Source organism: Gillisella vitis, from assembly GCF_001541345.2.
Taxonomy (GTDB): domain Bacteria; phylum Pseudomonadota; class Alphaproteobacteria; order Rhizobiales; family Rhizobiaceae; genus Allorhizobium; species Allorhizobium vitis.
Genome location: NZ_LMVL02000006.1, coordinates 92,810 through 107,047 on the forward strand (window position 1 = coordinate 92,810; position 14,238 = coordinate 107,047).

At 61.0% G+C, this 14,238-nt stretch carries 6 protein-coding genes; 2 read left to right on the top strand and 4 right to left on the bottom strand.

Annotated features, from left to right (window positions below; genetic code table 11):
• Nucleotides 1-12: 12 nt before the first annotated feature.
• Genes ASB66_RS19945 through ASB66_RS19960 form a run of 4 tightly spaced genes read right to left on the bottom strand, consistent with a single transcriptional unit; the run spans nt 13 to nt 7,025 of the window.
• On the bottom strand, nt 13-240 hold the full coding sequence (locus tag ASB66_RS19945) for an MbtH family protein (protein ID WP_060720011.1): 228 nt from the start codon (nt 238-240) through the stop codon (nt 13-15).
• On the bottom strand, nt 237-1,637 hold the full coding sequence (locus ASB66_RS19950; RefSeq protein WP_060720012.1) for an aspartate aminotransferase family protein: 1,401 nt from the start codon (nt 1,635-1,637) through the stop codon (nt 237-239). Before ASB66_RS19950 ends, ASB66_RS19945 begins: the two co-directional genes overlap by 4 nt.
• Nucleotides 1,634-2,512: a class I SAM-dependent DNA methyltransferase gene (locus ASB66_RS19955; RefSeq protein ID WP_234613921.1), complete on the bottom strand. Its 879-nt coding sequence runs from the start codon at nt 2,510-2,512 to the stop codon at nt 1,634-1,636. Before ASB66_RS19955 ends, ASB66_RS19950 begins: the two co-directional genes overlap by 4 nt.
• On the bottom strand, nt 2,505-7,025 hold the full coding sequence (locus ASB66_RS19960) for a non-ribosomal peptide synthetase (RefSeq protein WP_060720014.1): 4,521 nt from the start codon (nt 7,023-7,025) through the stop codon (nt 2,505-2,507). The genes ASB66_RS19955 and ASB66_RS19960 overlap by 8 nt, the downstream gene beginning before the upstream one ends.
• A 440-nt stretch (nt 7,026-7,465) precedes the next feature.
• On the opposite strand from ASB66_RS19960, the gene ASB66_RS19970 reads away from it, so the two are divergent.
• Entirely contained in the window at nt 7,466-9,607 is a 2,142-nt protein-coding gene (locus tag ASB66_RS19970) for an AMP-binding protein (RefSeq protein ID WP_234613919.1), read from the top strand.
• A 34-nt stretch (nt 9,608-9,641) separates the two neighbouring features.
• On the top strand, nt 9,642-14,231 hold the full coding sequence (locus ASB66_RS19975; protein WP_081089194.1) for a type I polyketide synthase: 4,590 nt from the start codon (nt 9,642-9,644) through the stop codon (nt 14,229-14,231).
• Nucleotides 14,232-14,238 lie beyond the last annotated feature (7 nt).

Genomic DNA, 14,238 nt, shown 5'->3' on the forward strand with positions numbered 1-14,238 from the left:
GGCGGCACCTCCTTATTGGTTGACGGACATGTCGCCGTCCATCTGGCGACGAAGTGAAAGCGGGCGCATATCGGTCCAAACCGCAGCAATGTGGTCTAGGCAGGCTTGTTTCGACCCCTCGAAGCCGCCATCGCGCCAGCCAAGGGGGATGGTCTTGTAGGTCGGCCAGATCGAGTATCGCTCCTCGTCGCTGATGACGACGCGGTGTGGAAAATCAATGGTTTGGTCCTGGTTGCTCATGGTGTTGTTCCATCGGATAGGGGGATGAGGCCGAAACCTGCAAGCGATTGCAGGCCGTTCAGGAAGGCATCGTGGATGGCTGTGATGTCGCCATCCGAATGGGCGGTGGAAAGGAAGCCGCCCTTGTCGCCGCTGCGCAGGTGAATGCCAGCGGTGAGGAGTTCGAGCGACAGCAATCCCAGTGCAAGCGGCGGAATGCGGCTGCGGTTGACCGCAATCGAGAAGAAGGAGCCGAACTGCGTGAAGACAACGGGAAGCCGCGCTGCCGCAAGCGATGTATTGAGGCGCTCGACAAGGCTGCGCGTGCGTGCGTTGAGGCCATCCTGCAAAGACCGGCCCTGCTGGAGCATGTACGTCGCGGCTGCGCGCGCTGCCGCAAGTGCCAGAGGATGACGGCAATAGGTTCCGGCAAAAAAGGTCGGCTGGGCTGGGGGAACAGATTCATCCCCGAAAGACCAGGGGCCGCCGTCGATATGGTTCATCAAACGGTTGCTGCCCGCAATCAGCGCCAGCGGCAAGCCGCCACCGGCAATCTTGCCATAGGTCGCCAGATCCGCCTCAACTTCGAAATGGTCCTGCGCGCCGCCGGGTGCCACGCGAAAACCGCTGATCATTTCGTCGAAGATGAGGACAGCACCTGTTCGCTGCGTCACGTCGCGCAGCGCGTGCAGAAAGGCACGGGGCTGGACGTCGATATTGCGGCTTTGCACCGGCTCAACCAGCACGGCGGCAAAGGTTTCGCCATCCCGCTCCAGAATTTCCAGTGCACGCGGATCGTTATAGGGGAGCAAAACGACATCCTCGGCCGTCGCGGGCGAAATGCCGGGAAAGGCGGGCACGGTCCGGGCATCATCGGGACCAGCAATGCGGTTCAGAACCTGATCCGAATGGCCGTGATAAGACCCCTCGAACATCGCAATCTTCCGCCGCCCGGTGGCCGCCCGCGCCAGCCGCAGGGCGGTCATCACGGCTTCGGTCCCGGTATTGGTAAAGGTTACTCTTTCCTTGCCCGTCAGCTTGCAAAAGAGTGCAGCAGTCTCGCCTGCCAGATCAGATTGCGGCCCAAGCGCAAATCCCTTGGCAAGCTGTGCCTCAATCGCGTCGCGGATAAAGGGCGGATTGTGGCCAAAGAGGTTGATGCCCATCCCCATCAGCACATCGATATAGCGATTGCCGTCTATATCGTGCAGTACTGTTCCCTCCGCCCGGTCTACCACAATCGGGTAGAGCGCCTCCTTGGCCATCAGCGAGAAGGGAACGCCGATTGCTGATTTATCAGCGAGGACGTGCCGATTTTGCGCACTTGCGGCCTTGGACTTTTCTGTCTTCCTGTTGAACGCGGCTATGATGGCGGCTGCCGCTTGGGCGGGCGTTGGGTTGCTCGTCAACGCATTCATAGGGCGGTCTCCTTTGCAGTCTCAGCCTGCATTTCGGCCGAGGGCGCTTTCCGGCAGAAGAAATAGGCGGCATGGCTGTCATCGACCGGCCCGCCTTGCGTGCTGCGCAGTTCGGTGGAAAAGCCGCTTTCATGCAGGGCGCGTGACATGGCGTTGAGATCGTGACCCCAGATTCGGTTGACGACCGAATGATGCTCCCACCGGGTCCGCAAGCGGCTGAAGCGGGAGAGGAGCGCTAGGCGGATACGCCTGAACCGCGCCAATCGGACGAACAGCCGATCCAGCACGGAAACGGGATGCGCATCGGGACGGCGGTAAATCTCCACGGTGAAGGCACCCCGGTTTGCTGCCGGGTCATATTGCGGGGTAATCAACCACGCGAAGTCGGTGTTGATCTCGCCCTCCGTTGGATGGCCGCGCCAGTAGCGCGACATCTGGGCCGGATGGTTGACGTCGAAGACGAAGATGCCGCCCGGCGTCAATGCGCGGCTGACGCTCGAAAACACGGCGGCCAGATCATCGACGCTTTGCATGTGATTGAGCGAGGCGCTGGTGCAGAGCACGGCGTCAAAGGGGGTGTCAAAGGTGAAATTGCAGGCATCGCCCTCCGTGAAGGTCACCGACGGGGCGTTTTCGCGGGCATGGCGGAGCATGTCGGCGGAGCCGTCGAGGCCAGTCACGTTAAAACCGCGCTCAGCGAGAGCCGCCGCGAGCTGGCCGGTGCCGCAGCACAGATCCAGAATAGCACCACCAGTTGGCACATGGGGCAGCACCACACGCTCAATCGGACCGATCTTGTATGCGCCGTAGCGGGGGCCAAGTGTGCGGTTGTAAAGCCACGCCCAGTGATCGTATTTGCTTGCTTGTTCAAGCATATCTCTGCTCATTTTCTTTGGAAGGGTTGAGCGCGCCATTGACAATGAAAGCGCGCAGATAGGAGCGAAAAAGGCGAAGATCGAGCGCGGGCTCGACAATCGATACAGCCGCCAGCGCGCGATGTGTTTCACTGCGCTCAACGGTGCGGATTGCGCCCTGCGATGAACTGGCAGGTCGTTGTTCGAAAAGGCCCATCAGCGGGTAAAGCGGATGATCGGTCTCTTCCCGCGCAATGCGATCAAGTTCGGCACGCCATTCCAGCCGGGGAATGCGTCGCAGATGGAGCCCTTCGGCGGCTGCCGCCTCAAACAGCAGCGCAGACGAGACCGGAGAGGAATGGACCAGATGGAAGGTTTGACTGAGCGATGACGGCCTGTCCGCAAGGGCGATGATCGCGTGCGCAACGGTATCGACCGGAAGCATTTCCAGCGGGGTGTCACCCTCCGGCGCAAGGCCTGAGCGCAGATAGCCCTGCATGAGCCTGCACAGGATGTCGGCTTTGTTAAAGGTGCCGGTGCGGCTGTCGCCCGAAATCGCGCCGGGGCGGTAGATCGTCACCGGAAGACCGCGCTCTTTGGCGGCCTCCACAAGATGCTCCGCAACCCATTTGGTCTGGTTGTATCCGCCAGAAGGCAAGGGAAAGTCCCGGATCGTAGCACTTTCGGCAATGGCCTCGCCAGCGCCTCGCCGTGTCAGGGCGCTGAGCGAGGAGATAAGATGCAGGGGCCGTCCCCGGCCTGCCGCCGCCAGCCGGATCGCCTCGACCGTGCCGCCAACATTGGGAGCGCGGAGGCGTTCATAAGGATGCAGGTGATGAACCTCCGCACCATTGTGGATGATGGCGTCTACGCTTTCGACAAGTGCAGTGTACGTAGCATCAGAAAGCCCGAACCTCTGTTGTGAGAGATCGCCCGGCAGAGCTCTGATACGTTCCGCAAATTCATCCCGCCACAGACCGTAGGATTGAAGCGATTGGCGCAGGCGATCCGCCCCAGTCACGCCCCGGACGAGGCACGAGACTGTGCGAGACGTGTCCTTGAGCAATTCGCTGAGCAGATACGCGCCCAGAAAGCCTGTCGCTCCGGTGAGAAACACATGGCTCAAAGGATGAGTAGACACAATCCGCGCCGGAATGCGGAGGGCCGCATCAAGCTCGGTATCGGCCCGGCACATCTCCTCTTCCGTCATGAGGCTCTGGTTTCGGTTGCTCACTCTTGCCGCCAGTGCTTCGACCGTCGGGGCCTCGAAGAGATCGATAATGGCGATGTCGAGGCCGAAGGCCGATTTGGCAAGCGCCGATAGCCGCGTGGCCAGCAGCGAGTGACCGCCGATTGCGAAGAAATCATCCGTGGCAGAAACATGCGAGCATCCGAGGATTTGCGCAAAAATCGCAGCAATTGCTTTTTCCGTCTCTCCTTCCGGCGGACGACCCACCTGTTGCGACAGATCTGGAAGCGGAAGTGCTCTGGTGTCGATCTTTCCATTGACGGTGAGTGGCAAGCGATCAAGCCAGACAAAGGCATCCGGCACAAGGTAGCGGGGCAGATGTGCGGCGAGGAACGTCTTCATGTCCAGCGCGGTGATGGTGGTTGCATCCTTGGCGACGCCGTAGGCAATGACGCGCTTTTCACCATCAATCTCGTGGATTGCCACTGCCGCAGCCACTATGGTGGGATGCGCCAGCACCATGGCTTCGATTTCACCCGGCTCAATGCGATAGCCACGGATTTTCACCTGATCGTCGAGGCGGCCAAGCACCCGGATGCGGCCATCCGCAAGCTGGCAGGCACGGTCGCCTGTTCGATAGAGCACGCCGCCTGTTGGCGAAAATGGATCGGGCACGAAGCGCTCGGCTGTCAGGGCCGGGCGACCGTGATAGCCCCGGGCAATGCCAAGCCCGCCAATATGGAGTTCACCCGGTTGACCGACCGGAACCGGCTCTAGGTTAGCGTCGAGCACATAGAGTTGCTTGTTGGCAGCGGGTAGCAAGGTCGCATCATTAGGATGACCGTTGCCGCAAGGCACCATGCTTGCATTGACGGTCGTTTCCGTCGGGCCATAGGCGTTGATGAACAGCCGCCCCGTTCCCCAACGTTCGATCAATTCGGGCGTTGGCGCTTCGCCGCCGGTCAGCACCATGCGCAGTGCTGGATAGTCGTCAACTGGCAGCGCAATGAGCGCGGAGGGCGTCATTGTCACATGCGTCACGGCTTGCGTTTTCATGTGTTCGGCAAGCGCTGGTCCGGGCAGAAGCTCGCTGGCGGGCAGCAGTAGCAGCGACGCGCCCGCGCCGAGCGCCATGACGAGTTCGGGAATCGAGGCATCAAACGAAAAGGAGAAGAACTGGAGCATACAATCGCCCGGCTTCACCCCACTGACTCTGATTTTGTGTTGCGTGAGGTTGACGAGGCCCCTGTGCTCGACGAGCACGCCTTTTGGCCGCCCGGTCGATCCTGAGGTGTAGATGATATAGGCAAGGTGATCGGGCCTGTTGACGAGATCAGGATTGCCCGTCGCCGCATCCCGTGGCCAATCTGTATCGAGATCAATGCGGGTTACCGTCTCCGGCAAAGTTCGGCGGCTCTCGGTGAGAACCAAACGGGCTTGCGAATCTGAGAGCATCATCGCGAGGCGTTCCGGCGGGTAGGCCGGATCAAGCGGCAGATAGGCAGCACCAGACTTGAGCACGCCGAGCCATGCGGCAATCATATCGAAGCCACGCTCAAGCGCGATGGCAACAATGGTCTCTGGACCCGCACCCAGACCGCGCAGATGGTGTGCGATCTGGTTGGCGCGTCGGTTCAGTTCGTCATAGGTCAGTGTGTGTCGCTCGCCATCAATGATATGAACAAGCGCGATTGCGTCTGGTGTGCGGGCCGCATGAGCCTCGAAGACCGTGTGGAAAAAGGCTTTCTCATCAAAAGATGTTGCCGTTGCATTCCAGCTGACGATCTGGCGCTGACGCTCCTCGGCTTCCAGCAAGGGGAGAACAGCGAGGGCCGTGTCCGGCTCAATGGCAATCGCCTCGATCAGCACGCCAAAATGGGCGGCAAGAGACGCGATTGTCTCAGGGCGGAAAAGCGCTGTGTCATATTCGAAAGTGCCATGGATCGTGCTTCCGGCATCGATCAGGTTGAGGCTGAGATCGAGTTTCGCAACACCGTCGCGCCGTGGCAGGCGGGTCAACGTGAGGCCCGAAAGTCCGACCCTCTGCTGCGGCTCAGTATCGAGCTGGAATTTCAGCTGGAAAAGCGGATGGACGCTGGGATCGCGCTCTGGCTTCAGCGCTTCCACCAATTGCTCAAAAGGCAGGTCTTGATGGTCAAGCACCGACCAGAGGGTCGCTTGGCTTTGGCGCAATGTCTCGCGGAAGCTCGCTGCGGGCGTAAGCCGTGAGCGGACCGGCAGCGGATTGACAAAGAGGCCGATCAACCCTTCCGTTTCCCGGTGACGACGGTTGGCGACGGGTGTGCCAATCACCAGATCCCTTTGCCCGGTATAGCGATAGACGAGGGTGTTGAAGGCCGTAAACAGCGTGGCGAAGAGGGTGGCACCTTCTGCTTTCGCAAGCGCTTTTAGCCGGGCCGTGGTGCCAGAATCGAAGGCGATGGAATGCAAGGCTCCGGCATTGGCCTGAACAGGTGGCCGGGTGAAATCCCCCGGCAATTGCGTGGCGGGAAGCGGTGCTTCGAGATGATCGGTCCAGAAGGCGAGGGACCGCTCAAGCGCCGGGCCTGCCAGATGGTCGCGCTGCCATGCAGCGAAGTCGCCGTACTGGATGGGAAGCGCTGGCAAATCAAGATCAACGCCCGACACCTTGGCCTGATAGATCACTGAGAGATCGCCAAGCAGCACATCCATCGACCAACCGTCCCCGGCAATGTGGTGCAGCGTCAGCTGCAAAAGGGTTCGCTCAGAGCCAAGGCGGATTGCCGTGAGACGGAGCGGTGGCTCGCAGGCAAGATCGAAGGGTCGCCGCGCCTCCTCTTGCCGTATCCGGTCGATTTCCGCCTCATCCGGCACATCGTCCTGTCGGTCGATCAATTGCAGCGGAATATCACTGTCGGCGATGATGCGTTGAGAGGGCATGCCATCCCGCATCTCCATGCGGGTGCGCAGGATTGCATGGCGCTCTGCGACGGCCTGAAGCGCTGCCTTTAACGCGGAAACATCGATGCTGCCGAGCGCCTCAACAGCGAGCGATATGTGGTGAAGGCCAGCATCCGGCATCATCTGCTCGACAAACCATAGGCGCTGCTGGGCAAAGGAAAGTGGCGGTGCATCCGCATGACGGGCCGGGATCGTTTCGCTATGTGCCGCGTCATGGTTCGTGGCGTCCAGAGAAAGATTCGCAATGATCTCCGCCTTGCGGGCGCGGATCACGTCAGTGATGTCCTGCGTGAGCACGCTCTCGGAGCCGGACAGTCGCAGACGCCCATCGACGCATGTGATGCGGATGCCTTTTTCCGACAGGCACGACAGCAGCGCTTCCACCGTTTCGGGAGCAGTCATCGGCATGCCTCCGGCAGCGCGCACCGGACCTGTTGCGCGCACCGCTGATGGGTGGAAACAGCCGTCTTGGAGACGCCTTTGCCCGAGGCTATTTTGAAAATCATTACAACCTCAGATTGGATTGTGAATATCGATTATAGAGGTATTGAACTGCTGTTTATATTGTTGACTAAGACATTCAAGAATTATATGCAAGTGCCAATTCGATGGCGACCACAGATTGCCATCAGCGAAATTTCAAGCGGCTGAGTTTCCTTTTATCAAAGCGAAAAGAGCATAAGTCGGGGTTGGGCGGATCTTCCGCAGCGCTCTTCAGTAAGGGGTGGATGGCAGTGAACGATACGTCCTGGACGCAACGAACCTTGGAAGGTTCTTCGGAATTTACGTCAATAATTCATATGCTTGAGAGCCGTTCTCGGGATATGGCGGATGATGTGGCCATGCGCTTCTTTCATGATGACGCGGTCGCTGCGGCGCAGGCAAGGCCGGATTCCTGGACCTGGCGTATGCTTCGCGATCGGGCGCGGCTTGTCGGTCGCGAGATTGCGCAGACAGGACTTGTCATCCCCGGGGCGCGCATTCTCGTGGTCTATCCGCCGGGCCTTAGCTTCATCGCCGCCTTCCTTGGATGTCTCTATGCAGGCACTGTTCCCGTGCCCGTTCCGGCCCCGCGGCGTGCTGACGGAATCAATCGCTGGCTGCATATCGCGCGGGATGCCGGGATCTCCGGAATTCTCTGTGCTGGCGAGCTTCTGGACGCCCTTCGCCCCCTGCAACAGGCAGTCGGACATGGCTTTGCGCTCGCCCCGGAAGCAGCCGATCCGGCCCACCCGGTCGTCTTTGAAGATGACGGCAGACCATTCCATGCGCCGGAGGCAAAGCATGTCGCTTTCCTGCAATATACATCGGGTTCGACGAGCGATCCGAAGGGCGTGATGGTCACGCACGGCAACCTGATGACCAATCTGCGGCAGATCAGCACTGCCTTCGAATACGGTCCATCCGACATATCCGCCTGCTGGCTGCCGCACTATCACGATATGGGGCTGATCGACGGCATTCTGTCGCCGGTGTTCAACGGCTTTCCAGTGGCGCTGATGGCGCCTGCCTCGTTCCTGCGTCGGCCTCTGCGCTTTCTGGAACTGGCAAGCCATGTGCGCGCCACCGTTATTGGCGGTCCGAATTTTTCCTACGAGCACTGTGTCGATAAATATGCGCCAGAGGCTGCTGCCGGGCTTGATCTCTCCAACGTCCGCATCGCCTATAACGGGGCAGAGCCGATCCGCCCGAAGACGCTGGAGCGCTTCACAGCCGCCTTTGCCCCCTATGGTTTCCGTGGCAAGGCCTTTTATTGTTGCTACGGGCAGGCAGAAGCCACGCTGTTTCAGACGGGCAACAGTCCCGACGATCCACCGTTGATCCTGTCCGTCAGCCGCAAGGCGCTTGTCGAAACCGGGGCTGCGGTCGAAGCGGATGATAGCGACGAGCATGATAGGCTTGCCCTTGCCGCCTGCGGCCGCCCTGCCGAGGGGCTTGACCTTGCGCTTGTCGATCCCGAGGCGGGCCTGCGTGTGGATGATGGCATGGTCGGCGAGATCTGGATCCGGGGTCCGAACGTGACCCCCGGCTATTGGGGCCGCACTAAACTGAACGCAGAGACCTTTGATCAGGTGCTGGACGGATCGCGTGGCTGGCGGCGGACCGGCGATCTGGGCTTTCGCCGCAATGGGCAGCTCTACATCACGGGTCGGCTGAAAGATCTGGTGATCATCCGTGGGCAGAACCATCACCCGGAAGATATTGAGCAATCCGTTTTCTCCAGCCATCCGGCGCTCGCACAAGGCAGGGCAGGGGTCTTTGCCATCGAGGTCGATGGCGAGGAGCAATTGGGCGTGGTCTGTGAGCTGACCCGCGAGGGCCTGCGCGATCTTGATAGCGATGACGTGATCCGTGCCGTGCGCGGTGCCGTCTCGCGCAATCACCATGTCAGGGCCGTCGTCATCGCGCTGTTGCGGCCAAGCAGCCTGCCACGCACGCCGAGTGGAAAAGTCCGCCGCTTCGCTTGCCGACAGGGGATCGCAACGGGTGATCTGCGCATCGTTGCCCGCTGGGATGCAAAGCCGGAGAGCGTGCTCAATGCCCCGGCAATTGTCGAGCAACGAAGCTGGCGCGACCAGCTTCAGCAATCGCCCAAAGCGCTTCGCAAGGAAGCGCTCCGGCATCTGCTGCGGCAGGAAGTGGCTATGCTTGCCCGGCTGGGCGAAGGGGATTTGCCCGGAAATTCCGCTGGGTTCTTCGATCTTGGTCTCGACTCTGTGGCGCTCGTCAATATCGGCGCGACGGTTGAGCGGGAACTCGGCGTGCCGGTCCGCCCAACACTGATTTTCGAACATCACACCATCCTGGCCCTTTCGGATCATCTCTATGGCCTCATTGAAGACGATAAATCGGAGACCGTGTCTCTTGAGGACGCAAAGCTCCAGAGCAATGGGCCTGTGGTTCAGAACCCGCCCGCGTCTTCCTCTGTCGCCAGCTCCACTATTACCTCGGAACTTGCTGCCCTGAAAGCATTGCTTCGTTGAGCACAGCATCCGCAACTTGAACGAGAGAACCCCTATGACTGACGTTGAAACGCCGACACCGGACATCGTTGAACAGGATGAAATCCTCTCGATTCTGAAGGACGCGCGCACGCGTCTGGAGGCGGCGCAAAGGGAGAAGGACGAGCGCGTGGCAATCGTCGGCATGGCCGGGCGCTTTCCCGGAGCCAATGATCTCGACGCGTTCTGGGGCCTTCTGAAGCAAGGTCAAAGTGGCCTTCGCTCTGTCACGGATCACGAATTGCAAGAGGCTGGCGTCGATCCCAAAATGGCGGCCCGGTCGGATTATGTCCGGGTCTGGGGTGGCTTCGATGATCCAACAGGCTTCGATGCCGGATTCTTCGGCTATTCGCCGCGCGATGCGGAATTGCTTGATCCCCAACATCGTGTTTTCCTCGAATGCGCAGCGGGCGCACTCGACCATGCGGGCTATAACAGCGCCACGTATGGTGGTCGTATCGGCGTCTATGCCGGTGGTGCACTGAACTATCATTTCAGCCAGATACAGGCCAATCCGGCGCTCCGGGAGGCAACGGACCCGATCCATGCGGGCCTTGGCAATGTGCTTGGCATGATTGCTTCGCGTGTCGCTTATCACCTCGACCTCACCGGGCCAACCGTTGGGGTACAGGCGACTTGTGCCACGGCGCTCGTGGCGTTGCATCTCGCGGCACGCGGCCTTCTGGCACGCGAGGCGGATATGGCGCTGGCGGGGGCCGTTGCCATCGGGCAGCCGCGCCCGGAAGGCTATCTCTACAAGAGCGAAGGTATCGCCTCCCCGGACGGGGCATGCCGTCCGTTTGACGCCAATGCCAAGGGCACCGTCTTCACCAATGGCGTCGGCGTCCTCGTTCTCAAACGGCTGAGCGACGCGATTGCTGACGGCGATACAATTCATGCGGTTCTCAGCGGGTCGGCCATCGGCAACGACGGTTCCGCCAAGGTCGGGCTGACGGCACCCAGCGTTGCCGGGCAAACGGCAGTGCTTCAGGCAGCCCTTGCCGACGCCCGCCTTGAAGCCTCTGAGGTGGACTATGTCGAAGCGCATGGAACCGCAACGACCCTCGGCGATCCCATCGAAATCCGCGCCCTGTCCAGTGTGTATGGCGATGCGCTGAAACAGCAGGGCCGCCGCTGCGGTCTGGGTTCTGTGAAGGGCAATCTCGGACATATGGATGTGGCCGCCGGAATGGGAGGATTGATCAAGACCATTCTTGCGCTGAAGCACCAGATTCTGCCCGCCAGCATCAATTTTACCAGTCCGAACCCGGCCCTTGATCTGGCGTCAAGCCCTTTCGACATCGTTGCGGAGCAGCGGGCATGGCCGGTGACAGAGCTGCGCAAGCGTCGCGCGGCCATAAGCGCCTTTGGCATGGGCGGGATGAATGCGCATGTGATCATTGAAGAGCCTCCGGTTCGGGACCGCGAAGTGGAAACCACCGGGCCTTATCTTTTGCCACTCTCGGCCAAGACGCCGGAAGCGCTGGCGGCGATGCGAAACGCGCTGGCCGATCATCTTGGCACCGATGACGGCGCACAGCTTGCCGGTATTGCCTACACCCTCCGGCAGGGCCGTCGGCCGATGGAGCATCGCTTTGTAGCCCTCGCAAGGGAGCGAGACGCCGCCGCGCATATCATCTGCAGCGGTGAAGGCCCCCATTGTGTCGCGGGTGAGCCGCTGGCGGGCGATGCAAGTGTGATCCTGCTGTTTCCCGGACAGGGTGCACAATATCCGGGAATGGCGCGGGCGCTGTACGAGACGGATGCAACATTCCGCGCCGCCTTCGATGCCTGCCTGCGCTTCGTGCCGCAGGAACTTGACCTCGCGGCCATCATCTTTGGCGATGGCACAACGACAGAGCAACTTTCCCGCACAGAGATAACGCAGCCAGCACTTTTCGCCGTCGAATACGCGCTGGCGCAGATGTGGCTTGCCAAGGGCATCAAGCCACGGGCCATGGTCGGTCACAGTCTCGGGGAATATGTTGCGGCCTGCCTTGCCGGGGTCTTCTCGCTGCAAGATGCGGTGAAGCTGGTTGTTGCCCGCGGGCGGCTGATGCAGGCCTGCCCTCCCGGTGCCATGCTCTCCGTTATGCTCTCGGAACAGGAGGCGCGCGCTTCGCTTTCGCCATACGTGGAACTTGCCGCCGTCAACGGTCCGCGCAGTACGGTTCTGGCAGGCACGGTAGAGGCGATTGCCGAACTCGCGGAGCGGTTTGATCGCAGCGGTATCGGCAGGCATGAGCTTAAAACCTCCCATGCCTTTCACAGTTTCATGATGGAGCCTGCGCTTGAAGCGTTTGCGCAAATGCTCGCCACGGTGACGCTCAACCCGCCGCAGATTGACATTGTCTCGAACCTGACAGGCAATTGGCTGACGGCACAGGAAGCAACCGACCCGGCCTATTGGGTGGCCCATCTGCGCCAGACTGTTCTGTTTGGCCCCTGCCTTGCGCGGGCGCTTGAATTGCCGGCCCCGTTTCTTCTCGAAGTTGGACCCGGCTCGACACTGACCCGGCTTGCTCGCCAGCAAGGAAAAGCGCTGCTTCGCGTTGCCACCTCGCTGCCCGATGCGAAGGCACCGCAGGACGCCTGCGACCACGCGCTGCTGGCATTGGCGGAGCTTTGGATCGCGGGCATCGATGTCGAGCTTGTTGCCGAAAAAGATGCAGGCCCGCGCCGCCGCGTGCCACTTCCAACTTACCCTTTCCAGCGCAATTCCTACGCGATTGCGCGGATTGCACCCACCGAATCCATGCCCGACGAAGCCGCCCGGCGCACGTCAATCGAGGACTGGTTTAACCAGCCGGTCTGGCAACGCGCGCCGTTTGAGCACCTCACAACGAGCGGTCATGAGCATTGGCTGATCTTTGGTGGCGACGAGACTGTCGCCGCGATCGGTCCGGTTTCGGATCAGATCAAGGTCACACGGGTACGGTCTGGGATAACCTATGAGAATGCCGGGGGGACGTATCACATCGACCCCGCTGAGCCGCAGCACTACAGCGCAGTTCTTGCCGATCTTGCAGCGAACGGTGCAACACTGACCCAGATCGTCAATGGCTTCTCCCTTGATGCCAATGCGGCCCCGGACACAGCTTTCACCAGCAGTTTTGCGCTCGCGAAAGCCCTGACCACGACCGAGAGCCGCCCGCCGCTTCTGACCGTTCTGGCATGTGGCCTGCATGGTGTGACTGGCGCGGAGGTTGTTGATGCGCAGGCGGCCAAGGTGCTTGGCATGCTCCGCGTCTTGCCGCAGGACATTCCCGGCATTTCCTGCCGAAGCATCGATCTTCCATCGGCAGAAGGTGCCACTGTGCACGGCCTCGCTGAGGCGCTATCACACCCTTGGCGCGACGACAGGACCGTGATGGCGCTGCGCAATGGCTATTGCTGGGTCGAGAGCCATGTGCCGACGCCCTTGCCGGAGCCAGCCGATGTTCCGGCTCTCACGGCGGGGGCCACTTACCTCATCGCAGGCGATCTCCTCGATGGTCTCGCCCTCGTCTATGCCCGGGCGCTCGTTCAAACATTGGGCGCGAAGGTCGTCCTTGTTGGACCAAGCGGGCTTCCGAATGCTGCGGATTGGGAACACTGGCTTGCATCGCATGGGCCGAAGCATCCGGTTAGTGCGTTGATCCGGGCTTTGCGCGGCATTGGCACTCCGGGCGAGGATTATATTCTGTTCAGCGGTGATCTCGCTGACCCCGCTTGGCTTGCTGCATGCCTCAATTCGCTTGGCGCACCGTTTGGCCCGATCCGTGGGGTTTTCCAGACAGCGGGCATGGGCGAGGTTTACCACTGCCCGCTCACGGAGGCCACAGCGGAGCGCAATGCTGCATTGTTCGCAACCAAGGTTGACGGCCTGAACGCTCTATCAGCGGCGCTTGCCGATCACACCCCCGACTTCGTCCTCGTCCAGTCCTCCCTCTCAACGCTGGTCGGCGGCGCGGGCCTTGCCGCCTATGCGGGGGCCAACAGCTTTCTTGATGCCTTCGTTGATGCGCGGCGCGGCGCACAGCGTCCGGTCTGGCAGGCAATCGCCTGGGATACATGCCTTCCTTTTGGCACCACGCGAGAGGAGGCAACAGGCTTTCTTAACGACGCGATTGACGTCGACGAGGTCTGGCGGGCAACCCGAGCGGTTCTCGCCCACCGCCAAGTCTCCCAGCTCGCCGTGACGCCGGTTGATCTGCGGCATCGCATGGCCGCAGCACGGCAGGAACCAAGGGCCGGTGTGGCCGTGGATCAGAAGGAAAACACCGGGCGCGAGCGTGTGCAGGCAGCGTTCATCGCCCCGCGCGATCCCATTGAGACCGATGTGGCGGCTGTTATCGGGGAACTTCTTGGCATTTCGCGTGTCGGAATCGATGACAATTTCTTCGAGCTTGGTGGGCATTCCCTGCTTGCCGTGCAGGTCGTGACACGGTTGCGCAAGCAATTCTCAATCGAGCTGCCCATGCGCGCCCTGCTGTTTGATGCACCGACCGTAGGGGGCATCGCGGCCGTTATCCGTGAGCGCCTCGAGGCCGCACGGAAAGAACAGGCAGAGCTTGCCGCCCTCCTGGACGACATTGAGGCAGAGGCGCTCCGCAAGGAAGCCTGATTGTCAC

Excerpts from the sequence above, each read along its gene's own strand:
- ASB66_RS19950 (WP_060720012.1), bottom strand. The coding sequence starts at position 1,637 with ATGAATGCGTTGACGAGCAACCCAACGCCCGCCCAAGCGGCAGCCGCC.
- ASB66_RS19975 (WP_081089194.1), top strand. The coding sequence starts at position 9,642 with ATGACTGACGTTGAAACGCCGACACCGGACATCGTTGAACAGGATGAA.
- ASB66_RS19970 (WP_234613919.1), top strand. The coding sequence starts at position 7,466 with ATGCGCTTCTTTCATGATGACGCGGTCGCTGCGGCGCAGGCAAGGCCG.
- ASB66_RS19955 (WP_234613921.1), bottom strand. The coding sequence starts at position 2,512 with ATGCTTGAACAAGCAAGCAAATACGATCACTGGGCGTGGCTTTACAAC.
- ASB66_RS19945 (WP_060720011.1), bottom strand. The coding sequence starts at position 240 with ATGAGCAACCAGGACCAAACCATTGATTTTCCACACCGCGTCGTCATC.
- ASB66_RS19960 (WP_060720014.1), bottom strand. The coding sequence starts at position 7,025 with ATGACTGCTCCCGAAACGGTGGAAGCGCTGCTGTCGTGCCTGTCGGAA.